The sequence below is a fragment of the Oceanidesulfovibrio marinus genome (assembly GCF_013085545.1).
In the GTDB taxonomy this organism is placed as follows: domain Bacteria; phylum Desulfobacterota; class Desulfovibrionia; order Desulfovibrionales; family Desulfovibrionaceae; genus Oceanidesulfovibrio; species Oceanidesulfovibrio marinus.
The window spans coordinates 1,365,193-1,386,802 of record NZ_CP039543.1; the positions used below are offsets into that span (position 1 = coordinate 1,365,193).

At 61.7% G+C, this 21,610-nt stretch carries 20 protein-coding genes; 10 read left to right on the top strand and 10 right to left on the bottom strand.

What is annotated here, in order from left to right; genetic code table 11:
* Positions 1–88: 88 nt before the first annotated feature.
* The 3 genes from E8L03_RS06105 to E8L03_RS06115 all read left to right on the top strand — a co-directional run bounded on the left by E8L03_RS06105 (position 89) and on the right by E8L03_RS06115 (position 3,609).
* A complete protein-coding gene (locus tag E8L03_RS06105; RefSeq protein ID WP_144305744.1) occupies positions 89–1,111 on the top strand; it encodes an OmpA family protein in 1,023 nt (340 codons plus the stop codon).
* Between the two features lie 233 nt (positions 1,112–1,344).
* On the top strand, positions 1,345–2,517 hold the full coding sequence (locus E8L03_RS06110) for a hypothetical protein (RefSeq protein ID WP_171266843.1): 1,173 nt from the start codon (positions 1,345–1,347) through the stop codon (positions 2,515–2,517).
* Positions 2,518–2,964: 447 nt separating this feature from the next.
* The gene (locus E8L03_RS06115) at positions 2,965–3,609 is read left to right on the top strand and encodes a peroxiredoxin (RefSeq protein ID WP_144305742.1); all 645 of its coding nucleotides are present in this window, start codon (positions 2,965–2,967) and stop codon (positions 3,607–3,609) included.
* Positions 3,610–3,699: 90 nt separating this feature from the next.
* On the opposite strand, the gene E8L03_RS06120 is transcribed toward E8L03_RS06115, so the two are convergent.
* A complete protein-coding gene (locus tag E8L03_RS06120) occupies positions 3,700–3,906 on the bottom strand; it encodes a ferredoxin (protein WP_167512490.1) in 207 nt (68 codons plus the stop codon).
* A 112-nt stretch (positions 3,907–4,018) separates the two neighbouring features.
* On the opposite strand from E8L03_RS06120, the gene E8L03_RS06125 reads away from it, so the two are divergent.
* The 7 genes from E8L03_RS06125 to E8L03_RS06155 all read left to right on the top strand — a co-directional run bounded on the left by E8L03_RS06125 (position 4,019) and on the right by E8L03_RS06155 (position 12,558).
* Complete coding sequence (locus tag E8L03_RS06125; protein WP_171266844.1) at positions 4,019–5,326, top strand: AI-2E family transporter; 1,308 nt, start codon at positions 4,019–4,021, stop codon at positions 5,324–5,326.
* Between the two features lie 237 nt (positions 5,327–5,563).
* Entirely contained in the window at positions 5,564–7,048 is a 1,485-nt protein-coding gene (locus tag E8L03_RS06130; RefSeq protein ID WP_171266845.1) for an alkaline phosphatase, read from the top strand.
* Between the two features lie 35 nt (positions 7,049–7,083).
* On the top strand, positions 7,084–8,253 hold the full coding sequence (locus E8L03_RS06135) for a YibE/F family protein (RefSeq protein WP_171266846.1): 1,170 nt from the start codon (positions 7,084–7,086) through the stop codon (positions 8,251–8,253).
* Positions 8,254–8,448: 195 nt separating this feature from the next.
* Positions 8,449–9,630 carry an MFS transporter gene (locus E8L03_RS06140; RefSeq protein ID WP_144305737.1) on the top strand — a complete coding sequence of 394 codons (1,182 nt, stop codon included), beginning with the start codon at positions 8,449–8,451 and terminating at the stop codon, positions 9,628–9,630.
* A 76-nt stretch (positions 9,631–9,706) separates the two neighbouring features.
* Entirely contained in the window at positions 9,707–10,345 is a 639-nt protein-coding gene (locus E8L03_RS06145; protein WP_167512489.1) for a flagellar brake protein, read from the top strand.
* A 164-nt stretch (positions 10,346–10,509) separates the two neighbouring features.
* Complete coding sequence (locus E8L03_RS06150) at positions 10,510–11,709, top strand: EAL and HDOD domain-containing protein (protein WP_144305735.1); 1,200 nt, start codon at positions 10,510–10,512, stop codon at positions 11,707–11,709.
* Positions 11,710–11,805: 96 nt separating this feature from the next.
* A complete protein-coding gene (locus E8L03_RS06155) occupies positions 11,806–12,558 on the top strand; it encodes a Smr/MutS family protein (protein ID WP_171266847.1) in 753 nt (250 codons plus the stop codon).
* Positions 12,559–12,782: 224 nt separating this feature from the next.
* Here the strand turns inward: E8L03_RS06155 and proC are convergent, their stop codons facing one another.
* From proC to E8L03_RS06200, 9 genes are all read right to left on the bottom strand, one after another.
* Positions 12,783–13,583: a pyrroline-5-carboxylate reductase gene (gene proC, locus E8L03_RS06160; RefSeq protein ID WP_144305733.1), complete on the bottom strand. Its 801-nt coding sequence runs from the start codon at positions 13,581–13,583 to the stop codon at positions 12,783–12,785.
* A 2-nt stretch (positions 13,584–13,585) separates the two neighbouring features.
* On the bottom strand, positions 13,586–14,005 hold the full coding sequence (ndk, locus tag E8L03_RS06165; protein ID WP_144305732.1) for a nucleoside-diphosphate kinase: 420 nt from the start codon (positions 14,003–14,005) through the stop codon (positions 13,586–13,588).
* 54 nt (positions 14,006–14,059) lie between these two features.
* Positions 14,060–15,454, bottom strand: coding sequence for a divergent polysaccharide deacetylase family protein (locus E8L03_RS06170; protein WP_171266848.1), 1,395 nt, complete (start codon positions 15,452–15,454; stop codon positions 14,060–14,062).
* Positions 15,455–15,506: 52 nt separating this feature from the next.
* The gene (locus tag E8L03_RS06175) at positions 15,507–16,766 is read right to left on the bottom strand and encodes a S41 family peptidase (protein WP_171266849.1); all 1,260 of its coding nucleotides are present in this window, start codon (positions 16,764–16,766) and stop codon (positions 15,507–15,509) included.
* Between the two features lie 93 nt (positions 16,767–16,859).
* A complete protein-coding gene (locus E8L03_RS06180; RefSeq protein ID WP_171266850.1) occupies positions 16,860–18,149 on the bottom strand; it encodes a murein hydrolase activator EnvC family protein in 1,290 nt (429 codons plus the stop codon).
* A 12-nt stretch (positions 18,150–18,161) separates the two neighbouring features.
* Positions 18,162–18,776: an endonuclease III domain-containing protein gene (locus tag E8L03_RS06185; RefSeq protein WP_244963725.1), complete on the bottom strand. Its 615-nt coding sequence runs from the start codon at positions 18,774–18,776 to the stop codon at positions 18,162–18,164.
* A 183-nt stretch (positions 18,777–18,959) separates the two neighbouring features.
* Positions 18,960–19,955 carry a 50S ribosomal protein L11 methyltransferase gene (locus E8L03_RS06190; protein ID WP_171266852.1) on the bottom strand — a complete coding sequence of 332 codons (996 nt, stop codon included), beginning with the start codon at positions 19,953–19,955 and terminating at the stop codon, positions 18,960–18,962.
* Positions 19,956–20,147: 192 nt separating this feature from the next.
* A complete protein-coding gene (locus E8L03_RS06195; protein WP_144305726.1) occupies positions 20,148–20,843 on the bottom strand; it encodes an amino acid ABC transporter permease in 696 nt (231 codons plus the stop codon).
* A gap of 24 nt (positions 20,844–20,867) precedes the next feature.
* The gene (locus E8L03_RS06200) at positions 20,868–21,569 is read right to left on the bottom strand and encodes an amino acid ABC transporter permease (RefSeq protein ID WP_144305725.1); all 702 of its coding nucleotides are present in this window, start codon (positions 21,567–21,569) and stop codon (positions 20,868–20,870) included.
* Between the last annotated feature and the right edge of the window lie 41 nt (positions 21,570–21,610).

The following is a 21,610-nucleotide window of genomic DNA, read 5'->3' on the forward strand; positions in this document are numbered from 1 at the left end:
GGGCGCGTGCTGTCTCCTTCGCCACCAGACGTTCGGGGCGGAGGTGGGGACTGATCCAGAAACCGTTGATATCTTCGGAGGTTAAGGAATGATTAAGAAATCGTTTGTCCGTATCATGCTTCTGCTCCTGGCCGTGACCTTCATGGCCGTGCCGGCTGAAGCAAAGTGGAAAAAGGTTCCCAAGGTCGACAACTTCATCCTGTTCCAGGACTACTCTGGTTCCATGGCCATGCATCACGAAGCTTACAAGCAAGTGAAGATCGCCATGTCCAAGAAGGTTCTGGCGCGCATCAATGAGATGACTCCCGAGCTCGGCTACAACGCTTCTCTGCATACGTTCGCTCCGTTTGCCGAGATGCTGGCCATGGGCCCCTATGACAAGTCGGCCATGAGCTCCGCCATCGAGAAAATCCAGACCGACTACCCGATCTTCGGCCGCCTGACCCCCATGGGCCCCGGCATCTCCGAACTTCGCCCCGTTCTGGACAACCTCTCCGGCAAGACCGCCATCATCATGCTTTCCGACGGTCGCCACAACAAGGGCGTTGATCCTGTCGCCGAAGCCACCGCCATCTACAACAGCTACCCCAACGTGTGCTTCCACGTGATTTCCTTTGCCGAGGACGACTACGGCAAGGAGATCCTGGAGTCCATCGCTGCCCTGAACGACTGCTCCTGCGGCGTTGTGGACGGCTTCAAGCTGATGGAAGACGACGTGGCCCTCGAGGACTTCCTCAAGTGCGCCCTGTACGACCTCGTGAACGTGTGTGACAGCGAAGTCATCATGTTCCGCTCCATCCAGTTCGACTTTGACCGTTCCTTCATCCGCGATGACATGAAGCCCATCCTCGACGAGGCTGCTCAGATCATCAAGGAGAACGACTGCAACTACGAGCTGGCTGGTCACACCTGTAACATCGGTACCGAGCAGTACAACCAGGGCCTGTCCGAGCGCCGCGCGGCGTCCGTTAAGGAATACCTGGTTGGCCAGGGTGTCGATCCCATGAAGCTCACCACCGTTGGTTATGGCGAGCTGCAGCCCAAGTACGACAACTCCACTCGCGAAGGCCGTCGCCTGAACCGCCGCGTGGAGATCCGCGTGCTTCCCTAGCTGAGTAAAACAGCGTAACATCCCAGCGGCGCCCAAGTTGCGCCGCTGGGATTCTTTTTTGGAAGAGGTTGGAGACGTTCATGACCCGGACCCTATGCCTTACCCGCTGTTTACTTTTCATCGCCCTTTTGCTCGCCCCCTGCGGGGTTCGCGCTCAGGACTCTCCAGCCCCCTCTTCCTCTTCGAGCTTTTCCGGGGGAAAGCCTGTCGGCGGCGCCAAAGCCGGTATTGCCTTGGCTGCACCAGACAAGGCCACAACCACTCCCTCCCCCCTTGCCGTGTACGAACACGCTAGGGCCGTGCCCGAGGTCAAGGCCGACCGGGCCGTCGCCCCTTTCGCATCCGGCGCGACCGCCTCGGCGGATGAGTACCAATCCATCGTTCCCTTTGAATCCGAGCTTTTCCAGGAGCCCAATCCCTACCAGGTGGACACGTCCCTGGAAGAACTGCTTTCTCCCAAATCCCTGGCCGCCCTTCCGCCAGATCTCGTACGCGAGCCCGGGGCCGCCATCGAGGGGTGGCCTTACAGCATAGATACGGCTCCGTTCGACGAGGAAGCCGTGGACGACCTTGCGACACGGGTCGCCGCCGCCAAGGAAGCGCGGCGCATAGCCCGGGAACGCAAGGCCATGCAGGAGCGCGAGCGCAAGGCGGCGGAAGCCAAACGCCTGGCCGAGCAGAAGCGCAAGGAAGAAGAGGCCAAGCGTCTGGCCGAGGAAAAGCGTAAGGAAGAGGAAGCCGCGGCCCAACGCATTGCCGAGCAGCAGCGCAAGGCCGAGGAGCTCAAGAAGAAGGCGGAGGCCCAGCGTCTGGAGGCGTTACGCCGCAAGGAGCTCGCCGAAGCCAAACCCCAGGCGCAGCCCAAGCCGGTGGAGAAGGCGCCCGAAGTGGTGAAGAAGCCGGTCACCAAGCAACCTGAGGTCGCGCAAAAGCCCGCCCCAGCCGAGCAGAAGCAGGTGGCCATGGCGCCACAGCCCAAGCCGGCTACCAAGAAACCTTCCGCCGCGTACGCCCGTCCAGGCGGCCGGCTGGAGACCGACCCCACCGTGCTTGCCAACCCCAAGGCCGCCAAGGCCCTGGAGCAGTTCAAACATTTCGCGCTGGAATGGCTGGCCAAGAACAACCGGAGCTATGTGAAAGGCACCCGGGAGCACGTCAAGGTCACCCAGGAAGGCAACCTCTACGTCGCCCAGTACATGCAGTCTGAGCCCAGCTCCCTGGAAACCCTGGTCAAACCCTCGGAGTACGAGCACACACCCTTCATCGGCGTGATGCGCTACGAGGAGAAGCTGTTCCGCTCCGAAGGGTCCACGGCCGAGGCGGCCAAGAGCGGCACGTTCCAGGAAGTGGACTCCACACGCATCACGGAAATCTTCCGCTACGCCAAAAACAAGTGGCAGTATTGAGCAGCCTCGATCGCATATCCTTCCACCAATGGGACGGATAGTATCGTTGTGTGAGGGGCAACTCGTCTCTCTCTGCCGCTTCAGTCACATCCACACTGGCGTATCGAGTACGATTCAGTAGTCGTCTCCATCCCGCAATTCGCTGTATTCCCAGTCGAAGCAGGAGAACAGCTCCTCTTCTTCGCGGTCCTGTGATTGTTCATGACGAACCCGTCCCAGAAACAACAAGCTCGTGTGGCCTTTGCTTTTCCGCATCGCATTGGGTGCTACGTGTTGGCAAAACGGTTGTCGCGGCCAGAGTCGCCCGCTCAAAGTAATCGGTGTAAATGAGCATACCGTCTTGACGCAGTGGCACCACTGCGGTAGTCCTATACGATAGTCCTTGTGCCTTGAACTGTAAGGCACTCTTTTTGTTATCTATTGTAGCTATCTATAGGAGATTGACTTATGAGCTGTGACACTGGATACCACCACGATCATCCGCATTTTCATCCTGTTGAACACGCCGTCATCGGCAAGCCAGTCAAAGACTTCACCATGGAAGTCTTCGATCCCGAGGAAGGCGGCTTTGGCGAAGTATCCCTGGAAGCCCTCAAGGACCAGAAAAAGTGGGTCATCCTCTTTTTCTATCCGGCGGACTTCACCTTTGTTTGCCCCACAGAGCTGGCCGACCTGGCCGCAAAGCACTCCGAGCTCAAGGCCAAGAACTGCGAGGTGCTCTCCGTCTCCACGGACACCAAGTTCACCCATCTGGCCTGGAAGAACGACGAGGTGCTGCTGAAGGACGTGAAGTACAAAATGGCCGCCGACCACACCGGCGTGGTCTCCCGCTACTTCGGCGTGTACGATTGCGAAAGCGGCGTGGCCCAGCGCGGCACGTTCATCATCAACCCCGAGGGCATCCTCGTGGGCACCGAGATCACCTTCCAGAACGTGGGCCGCAACGCCGACGAGCTGGTGCGCAAGCTGGATGCCAGCATCTATCTGCAGGACCACCCGGCCGAGGCCTGCCCGGCCAAATGGACCCCGGGCGAGAAGACCCTCACCCCTTCCGAAAAGCTTGTCGGCAAGGTGGGTGAGGAGCTCAAGTAGCCCCAGTCCTGTCCACAATGAAAAAAGCCGCGGCTCCCAGACTTTTCGGGACCGCGGCTTTTATAGTTCAAGGGCACAAGGGGCCGGGCGCTACTCCTCCTCCATGTCCTCCATCTCGATACAGTCCTCGGGACAGTAGGCGCAGAGCTCGCGCACGACATCCTCGTCCGCGCATTCCTTCTTGAGAAACGGCATGCCAGTATTCTCGTCGATCTCGAAACAGTCCGGCGCGATGGACACGCAGGCCTCACATTGCTTGCAACCGCCAAGACTGAAGTTGATACGCTTCTTGCTCACGTGGCTCTCCCTGTAGTAAAGCCGATTTCGTTCACTGCAATTCGCCGATATCCCAGGGCCTCCTGCCGTGGGCCCTATCTAAGGTAATACACGACAACACGGATGGAAGGGTATGGACACACCAAAAAAAGAGACGCCGACTCCCGGGCAGGACGCAAACAACAGCAGCAATAGTCTGGGAAACTTCTTTGCCCGGGGAACACGGCCGTTCCTGCTCGTCATTCTCGTCTTCGCGCTGTATCTTGCTTTCACCATCCTCCGGCCGTTCCTGTCCACCATCATTTTCGCCACCATCCTGGCCGCGCTGTCCCAATCCGTGCACACGTGGCTGCTGCGCAAGCTGAACGGCCGCAAAAACGTGGCCGCCCTGGCCACGGTCGTGCTGCTTTCCCTGGTCATCATCCTGCCCCTGTTCCTGGTGGGCACGGCCATGGTCAGCCAGGGGCTCGACTTCGCCTCCACCATGCGCACATGGATCGACAGCGGCGACGTGGACAAGCTCCTGGACCGCTCCATCATCGACAGAGCGCTCGGCTGGGTGGACATCCACGTATCCTTCCTGGATCTGCGCTCCATAGATTTCCAGAGCGGGCTGCTTTCGCTGACCCAGCGCATCTCCGAGCAATTCCTCAAGCAGGGCTACGAGGTCGTGGGCAACTTCGCCAGCCTCGTGGTGCGGTTCATGATCATGATCTTCGTCGCGTTCTACCTGGTGCGCGACGGCGAGAGCATCGTCAAGGCCATCAAGCACCTCTCCCCCCTGCGCGAGGACCAGGAGGACCGCATCTTCACCAAGATCCGCGCCGTGGCGCGGTCCGTGCTCATGGGCTCCCTGGTCACGGCCCTGCTGCAGGGCATCGCCGCCGGCATCGGGCTGGTCTTCGTGGGGGTTCCGGCCGTGTTCTGGGGCACCATGATCGCCTTCAGCTCGCTCATCCCCGTGGTCGGCACAGCGCTTATCTGGGTGCCCATCACAATCTACCTGCTGCTTATCGGCCATCTCCAGTCCGCGTTGTTCTTCGCCATCTGGTGCGCCGTGGTGGTCGGCTCCATCGACAACTTCATCCGGCCCTACCTCATGCGCGGCGAGGGCGGCCTGTCGCCCTTCTACATCTTCCTCGCCATCATCGGCGGCATCCAGGTGTTCGGCCTTGCCGGCCTGCTGTACGGCCCGCTCATCATCGGCTTCGCCATGGTCATGCTGCTCATCTACGAGGAAGAGTTCCGCGCCATCCTTCTGGAAAACGAGCCGGCCATTCCTGACGGACCGGAGATTGTCCGCGCCATCACCTCCTTCGAAGGGGACGGCGAGGATGCTTCCGAGGAAGAACACGCAACGGGCGGTTCTTCAGAGCAACGCACCGGGGATGGATCTGCACCGCAAGAAGACGCCACAGAGGACGATTCCGCAGAAAAATAAACGCCATCCCGCCGATTATTTTTTATGTAGTACACCGCTGCAATCCGAAATACTGTTCTCCTTGCGCATTGTGGAACATTTGTTTCTTCATGCCCGTGTTTTCACGAGGCTGTAAACATGTTGCCACATGTTCGACACGGCCTTCCTGCACTCAACACGAAAGGAAGACCGAATTGTGATCATGCCATGATCGCAACATGTTTGTACAACTCGCCAAACAGCACGGAGGAAAGAGGGATGCGCACCATTCGTTGTAAAACCATGAAGAGCGCGGCGCTTTTTGTCGCGTTCGTTCTGCTTACCGCAGCGCCGGCCCTGGCCAAGACCGGTCTCTACGACGGTAAGCCGGCCAAGTATGTGTTCCTGTTCATCGGCGACGGCATGGGCCTGCCCCAAAAGGCCGCCACCGCCCAGTTCGCCGGCAAGACCCTGGTGATGGACGAGTTCCCGGCCCAGGGAATCACCACCACCTACGCCGCTGACCGCTTCATCACCGACTCCGCCGCCGCCGGCACGGCCATCGCTTCCGGCGTGAAGACAAACTGCGGCATGATCGGCATGACTCCCGACCAGCAGAACGTGAAGACCATTGCCGAGATCGCCAAGGAAAACGGCATGAAGGTCGGCATCATTTCCAGCGTCTCCATCGACCACGCTACCCCGGCTTCCTTCTACTCCCACGTGAAGAGCCGCTCCATGTATCACAACATCGACCACGCCCTGGTCGAGAGCGACTTCGACTTTTTCGGTGGCGGCGGCCTCAAGGACCCCGCAGGCAAGCGTGTGCTCAAGAAGGACCCCAACGCCAAGACCCTGGGCGACGCTATTGCCAAAGCCAAGGACAACGGCTTCACCGTGGTGACCGCCAAGAAGGACTTCATGGGCCTCAAGCCCGGCTCCGGCAAGGTCCTGGCCTACAATGACTGGCTGCAGGACTCCGGCGCCCTGCCCTACGACATGGACAACCGCGCCGAGGACATCACCCTGCCCGAGTTCACCGAGAAGGCCATCGAGCTCCTGGACAACGACAAGGGCTTCTTCATCATGATTGAGGGCGGCAAGATCGACTGGGCCTGCCACGCCAACGACGCTGTGGCCGCCATCAAGGACACCGTGGCCTTTGACGAGGCCGTGCAGAAGGCCGTGGCCTTTGCCGAGAAGCACCCCGGCGAGGTCCTCATCGTGACCACCGGCGACCACGAGTGTGGCGGTCTGACCGTCGGCTTTGCCGGCACCAAGTACGACTCCGACTTCCAGGTGCTCGGCAACCAGAAGATCTCCTTCACCAAGTTCGATCAGGACGTGATGGAGAGCTACAAGGGCGACTTCGACGGCATCAAGCCCGTCATCACCGAGAACTTCGGCCTCAAGTTCGAGGGCAACCCCAAGTCTGACCCCATGGTCCTGACCGACTACCAGAAAGTGCAGCTTCAGGACGCCTTCAAGCAGGCCATGCTGGGCGACAAGGAACGCGCTGCAGACGACACCACGTACCTCCTGTACGGCGGGTACAACCCCCTCACCGTGCAGATCACGCACATCCTGAACAACAAGGCCGGCCTTGCCTGGACCTCCTACTCCCACACCGCCGTGCCGATCGGCACCTCCGCCATGGGCGTGGGCGAGGACAGCTTCAACGGCTACTACGACAACACTGACGTGGCCAAGAAGCTCATGGCCGTCATGGGCGTGGACTCCAAGGTCCACATGGCCCAGAACTAGCTCGTACGTATCGCGGCTGAATGGGGGCGGGGCACATGTCCCGTCCCCTTTTTCTTCAACCTTCCCACGAGCCTTGCGAGAACACCACTGTGCGCCACACCCGTTACGACACCATCCTGGTCATCGTCTTCACCATCCTCTCCGCCATTCTGTACTGCATCCCTACCGGCTTCGAGGGCGCTCAGCCCACCAACGCCGTCCGGGTACGCGGCAAGATCGTCCAGGTAAACAACGACGACGTCCAACAGCTCGGCATGCTCAAGAAAGGGCACCAGGAGGTCGTGGTCCAGATTCTGGAAGGGCAGCACAAGGGTGAGACGCACTCCTCCACCAACCAGCTTCTGGGACGCCTGGACCTGGACAAGATTTACACGGTGGGCGACACGGCCCTGGTCGTACTCACGGAAGACCAGAACGGCGCGATCATATTCGTCAACGCGCAGGACCACTACCGCCTGGGACTGGAGCTCCTGTTGCTGGGGCTTTTCGCCGTGCTGCTCATCGCCTTTGCCGGATGGACAGGTCTGAAGGCGCTGCTCTCCTTCGTCTTTGCCGCGCTGCTGCTGTGGAAAGGGCTGGTGCCGTGCATGCTCAACGGCTACGACCCCATCTGGCTCTCGCTGGGCGTCATCGCCCTGCTCACGGCCGTGGTCATCTTTCTCGTGGCCGGTGTCACGCGCAAAGGCGTGGCCGCCTTTGCCGGCGCCTTTCTCGGCGTGCTCACTAGCTGTTTGATGGCCTGGTACTTCACCTACAAGTTCCATGTACACGGCGCCGTGATGCCCTTTGCGGAAACCCTGCTCTACTCCGGCTTCGGCCACCTGGACCTGGCGAAGATCTACATCGCCGCGGTCTTCATCGCGGCCTCCGGCGCGGTGATGGACCTGGCCATGGACGTGGCCGCCTCCATGCACGAGGTTGTGGAAAAGAAGCCGGACATCTCCCGCTACGAGGCGCTGAAGTCCGGCATACGCGTAGGCCGCGCCGTGGTCGGCACCATGACCACCACCCTGCTCCTCGCCTACTCCGGCGGCTTCATCACTCTGCTGATGGCCTTCATGGCCCAGGGCATCCCGCTGGCCAACATGTTCAACCTCATCTACGTGGCCGCCGAGGTGCTCAAGACTATCGTGGGCAGCTTCGGCCTGGTCACCGTAGCGCCGTTCACGGCCGTCGTGGGCGCATTCCTGTTCGTGCGGAAGTAGCCCCACTCGGCCAGCGCACCCACCTGCACCACTTGCCGGTTCCATGCCCGGCAACATCGGTACCCCTCGCCGGCGGCAGGGACGGGCCGTGCCGGTCCGATTCCAGGACAAAGCGTTCCATCGCCGAAATCGCTTTTCTTTTGGCGGTGGTGCGGCTACAAATGCGTCCATCCTGCCAGCAACAAACCACCGACCATGGTTGCCCAAGCCCCCTACGATTTCCGCCGCGCCCTGCCGTGGCTTGCCTTTATCACCGCGCTGTTTTTCATCAATTTCCTCACGCGAGTCATCTTCTCGCCGCTCATGCTGAGCATAGAAAGCGAGCTGGGCATCCACCACGGCCATGCCGGCAGGCTCTACCTGGCGTTCTCCATAGGCTACGCCGCCAGTCTGTTCGCCTCGGGCTTCATCTCCACGCGAATCCGCCACCGCACCATCATCACCATCTCCGCCCTGGGCGTCGGCGCCGCGTTCATCGCCGTCGCCTTTACCCGCACCTACCTGGAGCTCGCCCTGGGCCTTTGCGCCTTTGGCGTGACCAGTGGCCTCTACCTGCCCTCGGGCGTTGCCGCGCTCACCTCGCTGGTGCGGGAAAAAGACTACGGAAAGGCGTTCTCCGTGCACGAGCTGGCGCCGAACTTCAGCCTGTTCATCGCCCCCCTGCTCGCCGTCCTGCTGCTGGATTCCATGGACTGGCGGGAGGTGCTGCTCTTGCTGGGCTCCGCCAGCATTGCGGGCGGCGTTCTCTTTCACTTCAGGGGCCACGGCGGCGACGTCACGGGCCGGCCGCCGGATCTCGCACTTATCCGTTCCATTGTCCGCGCACGACAATTCTGGGGCTTGCTCCTGCTCTTCTGCATGGCTGTTGGCGCGAGCTTCGCGCCGTACTCCGTGATGCCGCTCTACCTGGTGGACGAACGCGGCCTGAGCGAGAGCTGGGCCAACGAGCTGCTCGCCATATCCCGCATCGCCGGCCCGGCGGGCGCGGTTCTGGCCGGCTGGATATCCGATCGCATCGGCCCCAAGCCGACCATAACCCTGTCCCTGGCCGCGTGCAGCGCCGCCACGTTCTCCCTGGGCGCGGCAGAGGGCGGCTTCCTGGTGGCGGCCGTCATTCTCCAGGCGTTTTTCTCGGTGATGTACTTCCCGGCAGGTTTTTCGCTACTGTCCCAGGTTTTTCCCTCGGATATCCGCAGCATGGCCATCTCGTGCCTCATCCCGGTGGCTATCCTGACCGGCAACGGCCTCATCCCGTCTTTGCTGGGCTGGGCCGGCCACCACGGCGAGTTCGATATGGGCTTCATCTGCCAGGGCGTGCTCATGCTTGCCTCACTTGCGGTCATTCCCTTGTTGCGGGAACGGCTCAATACGGTGTAAACAAACCCATATTTTTTACTTTGGTGTCATTTTGAGCAACATACATGACCCGGGGGGCGTCATGGGGTGGGATAAAATGGATTTGCCCATTGGGCACGAGATGCTTGTCCAGTTCGAGGGCGAGAAGGCGCGTTTCAAGAGCGCATATTACGGACAAAAGCCGGAGGAGTTCCTGATCATCCAGATGCCCGGCATTCCGGGTATCCGCGAAAAGCTCATGAACGGCGGCAGGCTTGTCATCCGCTATCTCGTGGGAGGACGGGTCTTTGGTTTCAAGGCATACGCTGTGGGTCAGGTCGTCCGGCCGTGCCCGCTGATCTTTCTTTCTTATCCGCACTCCGTGGAGTCCCTGAACCTGCGCCAGAGCGAACGCGTGAACACGTTCCTCGATGCCAAGGGCACAATAGACGACGTGTCAGTGGACGGCGTTATCCTCGACCTGAGCTCCGGCGGATGCATGCTCATGGTCAGCCGCAGCACCGGAGTGACCTGGCCTTCTGTCGAGCCTGGGCAGATACTCCATCTGGAGTTCGCCCTGAGCAAGGACGAAACGCCGTTGACCCTGCTCAGCCAGATCATCAGCGCCCGGAAGGACCTTGACCGCATCCGGTTGGGGATCAAGTTTCTACTCGATCCCGAACGGGACGATCCGACCATCAGGATGCTGGTAACCTACATCGATAACATTTCGAACTTCTTACGTGGAGAAATCTGACCGCTTGCCCCCAGCGATCATCGACGTGATACGTTGCTTGAGTCCGACCTCACGACGACGGCCCGAATTGTGCGGAGATTCGAGCCCGGCCCACGCCGCCGTCGGCATATCCGCTCTCCTGGAGGCTAGCCATACGTAAACACGAAACATATCAGCCCATATTCGTGGCCCGGCAGCCAATCTGCGATGATTCACGCCAGCCATGGGGGTACAAGCTGTACTTCCGCAACAGCCAGGACGCGCAGAGCGCCGAAATTGAAGACCCCAACAAGGCGACGGCGAATCTCATCGCCGATGGATACGCCTTGGCCCATCAGGGCATCGACCCCACGAAAAAGGTAGTCCTCAGCGTCCCGCTGAGCATGGTGCGTAAGTCCATGGTGGAGGCTTTTCCGCCGGAACGCGTTATTCCGCAGCTGGAGCGCCTGGGCACGCCGAATCATACCACCGTGGCCGCGGTCCAGGAGCTCAAGAAAGCCGGGTACGACGTTGCCGTGTCGCTGCCATGCTACGACTCCCTGCTCCAGATAGCGGATATCATCATCCTGGACATCCTGGGCCACCAGAAGACTCAGATAGCCGCCCTGGTGCAGAAGCTCTCCCGCTACCCCGGGAGGCTGCTCGCCCTCAAGGTGGAGGATCAGCCGCAGTTCGAGATGGCCAGGTCGTTGGGGTTCGAGCTGTTCCAGGGCAACTTCTTCTCCAAACCCGTGCTCTTCCCCGGCCGCAAGATATCCCTGGCCGCCTCGGCCAAGCTCAAGCTCATCCAGGAGCTCTCCAAGGAGGACTTCGAGGTGGCTGCGCTGGCGCGCACCGTGTCCAGCGACCCCTCGCTCAGCTACCGGTTGCTCAAGTTCATCAACTCCGTGGCCTTCTCGCTGCCCCACAAGATCCAGTCCATCCAGCAGGCCATCACCCTGCTCGGGCAGAAGCAGTTGCGCCAATGGCTCATGGCTGTTTCCCTGTCCGACCTTGACACCAGCTTCGCCAGTGAAGAACATTACTTCACGTCGATACAGCGCGCGCGTTTCCTGGAGCTGCTGGCCGAGGCCATGCCCAAGCCGCCGCTCCCCAAGGAGACCATGTCGCTCATCGGGCTGTTCTCCATGCTCGACGTGCTCCTGGGCCAGACCATGAGCGAAATCATGGAGCAGTTCCCGCTGGACGAGCACGTGGCCGGAGCGCTCACCGGAGAAGACCCGTCCACCTCGCAGTGGATCAGGCTCACCCGGGCAGTGGAAAACGGCGAATGGGCCAAGGTCGGGACGTTCCTGGAAAAGCACGGCCTCGGCCTGACCCAGGCGGCGGTGAGCTACAACATGGCCACCCTGTGGGCCAGCGAAATACTGGAAAGCGCCGAATAGCAAAGACATTGCCGCGCCTGTTTTGCACAACGCCGGCTTGAACCCAGCGCAGGCGTCGTCTGCCTTGTCGTCTCTTTTTTATCCGCGAGTCGCACTATGCCTAAAAATAAGCTCAACCATTTCAGCGAGCTGGACAAGTCCAGGTTCCCCAAGGGGTCCAAAAAAAACAAACCGAAAAAACCGGCGCTTCACCAGCGGCAGGAAGACTCCGCCCCGCAGGAAGAGCCGGATGACATGGCCATGTTCTGCAACGCCATGCAGGACGTCACCCCCCTTGGCGACGAGCGCAAGAGCCGGACCGCGCCCATATGCGACACCCCGGCCGACACGCCGCAGCTGCAGCTGCAGCTGCAGGATCCTCGCGACGAGGACCATGAAGTCAAGAAGCGGCTCATGGATCTGGTGACTGGCAAGCTCGAGTTTTCGCTGGAGTACTCGGACGAGTTCATCCAGGGCCATGTGAAAGGGCTGGACCTGAAGCTCCTGGGAAAGCTGAAGGCGGGAACGTACAGCCCGGAGGCCCACCTGGACATGCATGGCATGACCCTGGAGCAGGCCTACGACAACATGGTGGACTTCATCCGCTACCACTACCTGGAGGGCAAGCGCACCGTGCTGCTCATCCCGGGCCGCGGCCGCAACTCCCCGGACGGCCAATCCATCCTGCGCCGGGCCGTGCAGACATGGCTGACCCGCGACCCTTTCAAGCGCGTGGTCCTCGCTTTTTGCACGGCGCGTCCGCAGCACGGCGGAGCCGGAGCCCTCTACGTGCTCCTGCGCAAGCATCGCAAAGCCGCCGGAAAGATCGTCTGGGACCGCGTGCCCACGGACATCGAAAGCTTCGAGTAGCCGCGCCTGGTCCAACATCTTGGACGACTATCGTCCATGATCCTGGACAGGAAAGGTCCCTGCGGCATGGAGCCGGACTCGCCTGCTCTGTCATACACGCAGCTCTGCTGCGGGACGTGCACGCCTATTGCCGAGCGGCAAAAGAAAAGGCCCGCCAGATCGTGACCAGACGGGCCTGAATATTCGAGAGTGAGCCGTGTGGCAGGGCTCATACAGCCGGAATGTTATTCGCCGAGCTCCTTGCTGCGGCGGCAGGCCGCGTCGATGGCGTCCACAAAGGCGGCGCGCACAGCGTACTTGTCCAGCACGTTGGTGGCCTCCACGGTGGTGCCTGCGGGCGACGTGACCATCTCACGCAGCTCGCACAGGTGGCGGCCGGTCTGCTCGGCCAGCTTGCTGGAGCCGGTGAACAGCCCCCGAACCATGTCCAGCGCCATGGGCCGCGGAATGCCCAGGGTGACGCCCGCCTCCACCATCGCGTCCATTATGTAGAACACGTACGCCGGGCCGGAGCCGGCCACGGCCGTGAAGGCGTCGAAGTACGCCTCTTCGAGTACAAAAGTCTTGCCCAGGGTGGAGAACATCTCCAGCACGGTCTGCTTCTGGGATTCGACGAGGTCGGGATCGTCCAGGCAGATGGCGAACATGCCCGCCTGCACCATGGCCGGCGTGTTGGGCATGATGCGCACCACCGGGCAGCTCCCACTGGAGTACTCCTTGAGCTGCCTGAGCGTCAGGCCTGCGGCGATGGAGATAAGCGTCTGGCCGGGACGCAGCCGCGGCGCAAGATCCTTCAGCAGCGTCTGGACCTGGTGGGGTTTGATCGCCAGGAGAATGTAGTCCACGTTGCGGACCATTTCCCGCGCGGATTCCGATGGCTGCGCGTTGCACTCTTCGCACACGATCTTCAGCCGATGCGCATCCATATCCACACCATGCAGAGAGACACCCTCCAGGCTCGAAAGCCCGCGGAGGATCGCCGCCCCCATGTTACCGCAGCCAACACAGCCCAGGCTCGTTTCCATGGTTACCCTACCATCTCCAAACGGTTGAAAAAGTACGAGATCTCGACAGCAGCAGTCTCGACGCCGTCGGAACCGTGTACGGAGTTCTTTTCCACATCCAGGGCGAACTGCTTGCGGATGGTGCCCTCGTCCGCATTCTCCGGGTTGGTGGCGCCCATGAGCTTGCGGTAGCGGGCGATGGCGCCGTCACCTTCAAGCACGGAGACCACTACCGGGCCGGAGCACATGAAGTCGGTCAGGCTGTCGAAGAACGGCCGCTCGCGGTGCACGGCGTAGAAGCCCTGCGCCTGCTCCTTGGTCATGTGGATCATCTTCATGGCCACAACCTTCAAGCCTTCATCCTGTATCATTTTCAGGATGGCGCCGGTGACGTTGCGCTCCACGGCGTCAGGCTTGATGATGGACAGAGTGCGTTCGGACATGGTCGTTTCACCTCGTATGTGATCGTTGAAAAGAAAAGGAATTCGCTCCGGTAACTACCGGGTTTTTGGACTTTTTTCAACGCGCGCGTGCGTCGCCGCTCCAGGGGCGATCAGCGTGGCGAGATTGACCGGCGTTATGGACGCGTCGCGTGTCCGCACCCATTGGCGCAGACCGGCCAGCGTTTCCGGAAACGGATGGCCGATGGCTATGGCGCTGCCCTTTTTCTCCGCAATGCGCTCCGCCTTGATGAGCTGGTGCAGCACGGAGCGTTCGCTGCGCACCACGTCCAGGAACACGTCGCGGGTGCCGCCGGGCACGCCCATGGAATTCGCAACGCGGCCGAACACGGACTTCGGGTGGGTCAGGCTGTCCAGCACCATGAACCGGCGCGCCTTGAGCACGCGCAGCACCGCTGCGACGCCTTCCGCGTCCTGGGTGAAGCGGGAGCCCATATGGTTGTTCAGTCCCACGGCTCCGGGCACGAGCTCCAGATTCTTCGCCACCGTGGCGCTGACCTCGTCCGGCGTCATGCGCACATACACGGCGCCTGGGCCGGGCTTGGTCTTCGGGTAGGAGATCGGCTCCATAGGCTGGTGGAGAATGATCTCCAAGCCGGCGTCCTGGGCGATCTTGGCGACCTCGCGAGTGTGGCTGGCACGCGGCCAGATGGCAAAGGTGACGGGAAAGCCGAGGTTGGCCAGGTCGCGCGCAAAGGCCACGTTCTCGCCCAGGTCATCGATGACAATGACGATCTTCGGGCCGTTCACCGAGGGTGTCGGTTTGGGACCGGGCACGAGATCCTGCCGCCGGAGAAAGTCGAGCTGGTGCGTGGGCCGGCCCAGGACGGCAATGCGCCACGTGGTGGCGTTGACCTGGTCCAGGGAGGCTTCGTCCGCCCAGAAATCGATCAGCGGCTTGAGATTTTCGACAAAGGCCGCTGGCGACTCGTCCAGAACGAAGTTGATCTGCTGGAAGTGGTAGTCCGAACCGGAGACGGTGCGCGTCTCCACGTGGTCCAGCTGCATGCGGTCCGACTCGTAGCCGAGCTGCAGCAGGTTCTGGATGAGCGCGTAGTCCACGCGCTTGATGGACTCTTCGAGCGGTCCGCCCAGCGCTTCCTCGTACGGCATGGCTGTGGCGTTGGCCGTCTGCAGGGTGGGCCGTTTGACCACGCTGCGCATGACAGTGCCGTTCTCCACAGGCGGTGCTTCCGGACGCCGACCGCTGCCGTCGGCCACGCCTGTGAGCCTGAACAGCAGCAGCCCAGTGGCAAGCGCCGCCAGGCAGATGCCCCAGAGAATGAGTGATTTGCTGCTGAGAAGGATGCCGCCCGCCTCGCCCAGCCGGTTTTCTGCGATTACGGTCAGGGGGCCTTCGCCTGCCGGCGTGTGTTCGGAAGGATGGTGCGGCATATCAGGTGCGATGGTTCCGCTGCGTTGCGGGATCATGACACTTCCGGGAGCCGCGCGAACCACGGCCCCCGGAAGTGCAGGCAGGCTATCAATAGAACGCCTTCATGGCGTCGAGGTTCTTCACGAACTTCAGCGAGATGCGCAGCTGGTTGTCGTTCTCCAGGAGCTTGCGCGCCTCTTCGCTGTGCTTGCTGTCCTTCTTCTTGGAGTTGCCGTTTTCCAGGTGCCGGCTGAGGTCGCTCTCGTGCAGAGTGACCAAGCTGTCCCACTCGTTCTCGGCGCTCATGGGGATGAGCAGGTCCGGCTTGATGCCCTGGGCCTGGATGGAGCGGCCGTTGGGCGTGTAGTACAGCGCAGTGGTCAGCTTCATGCCGCCGCCGTCGGACAAGGGAATGATGGTCTGCACCGAGCCTTTGCCGAAGGTGGGCTCGCCGATGAGCAGCGCGCGCTCATGATCCTGCAGAGCACCGGCCACGATCTCGGACGCAGAGGCCGACCCGGCGTTGATCAGCACCACGATGTTGGTGTCCAGATCCGTGGACTGGTCGTGGGCCATGAAATCCTTGCGGGAAGCCTCGCTGCGGCCCTGGATGTAGACGATCTTGCCGTCGCGCAGGAAGGCGTCGGCAACGTCCACGGCTTGGTCCAGCAGCCCGCCGGGGTTGTCGCGCAGGTCCAGGATGATGCCTTCCAGCGGCCCCTTCTTCTTGGCCGCGGCAATGGCGTCCTGCATCTCGCTGGAGGTGTGCTCGTTGAACTTGGTGAGGCGCAGGTACAGGTAGCCGGGCTCCAGCTCCATGGACTTCACGCTGTCGATGGCGATGGTGTCGCGCGTAATCACGACGCGCTCGGGCGTCTTGATGTTCTTGTGCAGGATGGTCAGGGTGACGTCGCTTCCCCGGGGGCCGCGGATCATCTTCACGGCGTCCATCAGGGAGATGTCCTGCGTGGAGGTGTTGTCGATCTCCAGGATAATGTCGCCACTCTTGAGACCGGCGCGGTAGGCCGGGGAGTCCTCGATGGGCGAGACCACCACGAGACGTCCGTTCTTCATGCTGATCTCGATGCCGATGCCCGAAAATTCACCGGTGGTGTGCACCTGCATTTCGGAGAACTCTTCCTTGTCCATGTAGGCGGAGTGCGGATCGAGCTCTTGCAGCATGCCGCGGACGGCGCCGTCCACCAGCTCTTTGCGGTCAACCTCGCGGACATAGTAGGTTTCCACCATATCCATGACCTGGCTGAACCGCTTGAGCGGATCGTACCGGTTGCCCTCATCCTGGGCCGCGGCCGGAACCGCCATACACAGAACGAAAAGTAAAGTGACGATGATAAAATGCCGTCGCATGGGAGAAGCCTCCGAATTACCCGAAGCTTGGATTCCGAGCATGAGAATGTGCCGGTGACCCGTTTGGCGCGGGGCCGGCACCTGTGATGGTCATCATTTTAAGGATGCAAGCCAAGCTTTTGGATTAATAGCTTTTTGGTGAAAACGCAATTCAAAATACAGGCCCGGCCCTTTCAGCTCCGGGAAATACCCCGCCGTACCGATCTCCTGACCTGCTTCGACCTCCTCGCCGAGATCAACCTTCGTCTCTGCGAGATACGCATACAAACTATAGTATTCTTCACCATGCACAAGAACAACCACTTTGCCGTACCCGCGCATGGTATCCGTATGAACAACCTTGCCGAAGGCCACCGCGCGGACCGGCTCGCCCTCGTGCACGGCCAGACCCACCCCACGATGCGGCGGGTTGGCGCTGGCCTTGAAGCCTATGCGCACGTTGCCTCGCTCCACAGGCCAGGGCATGCGGCCCTTCAGACCGCCCACGGCCTTCTTGGGCGGCACGGACGGCATGGGCATGAGCGTGAACTTTGCCCGCGCCTGCTCCACCTTGGCCGTCTTCTTTTCGGCCAGACGCTCGGCCTCGGCCTTCTTGCGCGCTTCTTCGGCCTTGCGCGCAATTTCGGCCTTGCGGGCCTCCTCGGCTTCCTTCTTTTGCCGTGCTTCCTCTGCCTTGCGCTCGGCCTCTCGCCGTAACTTGTACTCCATTTTCTGGATGGCGGCGAGAACCTGGTCCAGCTCCTCTTCCTTGGAGAGCTTTTCCTTGCGCACCTCGGCAATGCGGCGGTTGAAGTCAAGCTTGTGTTCCAGCAGCCTGTCCTTGTCCTGGTTGACGGCGGCCAGCTCTGCCCGGGCCTGGTCTGCGGCCTTTTTCTGCTCCTGCATGGTCGCTTCCAGCGCCGCGTTCTGCTCCCGGATGTCCTCCATCTTCACGCCCACCCGCTTATAGATCGCGGCGAGCCAGGTGAACTCGCGGTCTGCCTGGTCCCAGGACTCCATGGCCCGGCCGCGCTGCGTCTTATTGAGCACATGGATGGGCCAGAGCTTCCGCAGCAGCACGGTCAGCTCCTTGGCGGTCTCCTTGCGCCTGGCCTCCAGAGCGTCGCGCTTTTCGCCGATGGCCGCCTCCTCTTTCTCCAGGCCGGCCAGCTTCTTCTCCTGCCCTGCGATCTTCTTTTCCAGGGCGTCCATGTCGTCCTCTATGCCGGCGAGATCCTTGTGCAGCGTGCGCTCCTGCTCCGTGAGCCGCTTGACGTCGGCCTTGGTGGAGCTGGCCTGCTGCTTGAGATCCTTCTTGGCGAACACCACGGGCGCACCCACGGCCGGGACGACGATGCAGCAGATAAGGAGCGCGAGGACGAGGCGGAGAGGGATCGAGCGCATAGGGACCATCGTTCAGGGAAGGAACGGCTCCAGGGGGCAGCCCTCGCCGCAGCGGGGCGCTTTTTTCTTGCACCAGCCATTGCCCACGTGCACGAGCTGGGCATGGAACTCGTTGTACAGCTCCGGATCGGGTGCGAGGCGATCCATAAAATATTCGCGCAGTTCGTCGTACGAGACGTCCTCGGGCAACAGGCCATGGCGATTGGCTATCCGCGCGGTATAGGCGTCCACCACAAAGGTGGGCATGCCCGCGGCGTAGCAGAGGATGGAGTCCGCCGTTTCCGGCCCCACGCCGCGCACGGTCAGCAATTTTTCCCGCGCCTCGTCCAGCCCCATGTCGGCCAGGGCCAGAACGTCCATGTCGCACTCCTCGGCGATGAAGGCCACGAGGTTCTTGAGGCGGCCCGCCTTGAGGCGGAAGTACCCGGCCGGACGAATCAGCTCGGCCAGGCGCTCGGCATCCATGGCGTGCAAGGCTGCTGCGTCCAGGGCCTCGGCGTCCTTGAGGTTGTCGATGGCGCGCTTGACGTTGGTCCAGTTCGTGTTCTGGGTCAGGATGGCGCCCACCGCCACTTCGAAGGGGGTATCGGCCGGCCACCAGCGCATGGGGCCGAGGGCGTCGGCCATGGCGTCGTGCCAGGCTGCGAGACCGTCGGAGGAATGTGTGCGTGTCCGTGTCACCATGGATTCCCGGGACATCCGCGAAGCTGTGGCCAAAGCCGCCGCAGACGTTGAGGAATCAAATAACCCGTCACCGGCACGCTGGCAACCGGCGGCCGGGATAATAAATGAATCGTAAGAGGAACGACGTTATTCGGGCAGCTGCCAGTACAGCGCCACCCACTCCCCGCTCACCTGCTCGTTGCACGGGCCGAGCAGCGGTTCGTAGGCTGCGCGGACCTGCTCGGCCTGGGTGGTGAGCAGACCCGAGAGGATGAGCGCGCCGCCCGGGGCCACGCGCGCGGCGATGCGGTCGGCCAGGGCCACCAGCGGTCCGGCCAGGATGTTGGCGAATACCATGTCGAAGCGCTCCTCGCCCACCAGCTCGGACACGGCGTCGCGCGCCACGAAGGTCTCTGCCGTGTGCGCGAACCCGGCCGCGTTCTCCGGCCGCTCCTCAAAGGCCCACTCCCCGGAGGGATCGGCCGTGCGCAAGGCCGAGAGCGAGCCCTCGGCGAGCTGGAACACGTCGGCCACCTCATTCAGCGCGGCGTTCTCGTTCGCGTTCTCGATGGCCAGGGGGTCGATGTCCACGCCCACGCCGGTAAGGCCCAGCTTGGCCGCGCCGATGCCCAGGATGCCGGAGCCCGTGCCCACGTCCAGAAAGCGCTGCCCCCTTGTCACGGCGCCCTGCCGGTGCAGATTGGAGAGCACCTCCAGACAGAGAGCGGTTGTGGGATGGTGTCCGGTGCCGAAAGCCGTCTTGGGCTCGATGATGATCGGGATGCGGCCGACCACCCTGCCCTGCTCGGCTTCCTCGGCCATCCACGGGGCCACAATGATGAAGTCCTCGCCGCAGGTGACTGCGTTGAAGTACTCACGCCAGGCCAGGGCCCAGTCGCGGCGCGGCACAGCCTCCACAGCCACGGACACGTTGGTCCAAAGCGCGCGGAGGTGGTTGGCCACGCGGTTGGCGTGCTCCTCTTTCTCGAAGTGGAGCCGGAAACGCTTGAAGCCGTCGGCCAGGTCGGTCTCTTCCCAGCCGAATGGTGCCTCGTCAAAGAGCTCGGCCGTAACGAGGTCGTCCATGTCCATGGGCGCGACGATGTCGACGCGCTGGATGTACTGCTGATCCGAAGCTGTCATGGGAGCTGTCATGGGGGGGTGCATCCTACAGGCCTGATGCCTGTGTAACCAGAAGTGGGCTCAAAAATAGAGATTTTGTTCTGTGGCAAGGAAGGCGAGTTCCGCGTGGAGGGAGCATATAGCTGAATATTCGACCTTCGGGCGGGCGAGCCTGACGCCGCCACAGGGCTAAAGATCATTTTTGACAGACTGCTAGCGGCCGCGCGCCTGATACCGGGAGAGCTGCTTCTCCAGCCGCCGGCTGGCCGATGTGAGGGCGTAGCAGATAACGAAGTACATGACCGCGATGGTGGCGAATATTTCCGTGGGCGCGATCAGGGTGCGGTTGTTGATCTGCGTGGCGGCGCGGGTGAGCTCGAGCACGCCGATGATGTAGGCCAGGGAGGTGTCCTTGGTCAGGCTGACGAACTGGTTGACGAAGGACGGGATCATATTGCGCAACGCCTGTGGCAGGATGACGTAGCGCATGGCCTGGAGATGCGTCAGGCCAGAGCCGCGGGCGGCCTCGGTCTGTCCTTTGGGCAGGGCCGTCACGCCGGCGCGCACGATCTCGGCGATGTAGGCCGAGGTGAAGATGATGAAAGCGACGAGCGCGGACCAGAACTCCGGCAGGCTACGGCCCAGAACGACCGGCGCCAGGAAGTAGAACCAGAAGATCATCATCAGGATCGGTATGCCGCGGATGATCTCGATGTAGACCATGGCCGCCCAGCGCGCCAATCTGTTGCGGGAGATGCGCAGCAGGCCGACGACGAGGCCCAGCCAGAACGCACCGAAGATGCCGCCGATGGCGAGAACGATGGAGAGTGCGAGACCACCCAGAGGCCCCTGGGGGAACGGGCCCCAGAGGAGGTAGTCGAAGTTGTTCACGACAACATCCCAACGCATGATGTATCTGCTCTCCCTACCCTCTTACCAACTGTACTGCTTGAGGAAATATTTATTGTACTGGTTCACCGCAAAGCTCACGATCAGGGAAATGAACAGGTAGATGAGCGTGGCCACGGTAAACGCCTCGAAGCCGTGGAACGTATAGGACTCGATCTGCCGCGCCATGTAGGTGAGCTCCATGACGCCGATGGTCATGCAGAGCGACGAGTTCTTGATGAGGTTCAGGAACTGCGAGATGAGCGGCGGTATGATGATCCGGAACGCCTGCGGCAGAATGACGTAGCGCATGGCCTGGATGAACGAAAGGCCTGTTGCGCGGGAGCTCTCCAGCTGCGTCTTGGGGATGGAGAAGATGCCGGAGCGGATCTCCTCGGCGATAAAGGCCGAGGTGTAGACCGTGAGCGCGATGACGCCGGCGGCGAACTCGAAGTTCTGCTTGTACAGCCATTGGTTCACGGCCTTGGGCAGCACGGCGTCCGACCCGAAGTACCAGAAGAAAATCTGAACGAGCAGCGGCGTGTTCCGGAAAAACTCGGTAAAGGCGATGCTGAACCATTCCAGCGGCTTGATCTGGGACAGGCGGAAGACCGCGATGATCGTCCCCAGCAGCATGGAGAAAACGATGGAGATTGCGGATATCTGCAGGGTGGTGATCACACCCTGGACAATCCACTGCCCATACTCGCCGGAAAGGACGAGGCCCCAGTTAAAATCGTAATTCATGGTCTCTCGGCTTAGAAGGAAGGGGGCGCCCGAAAGCGCCC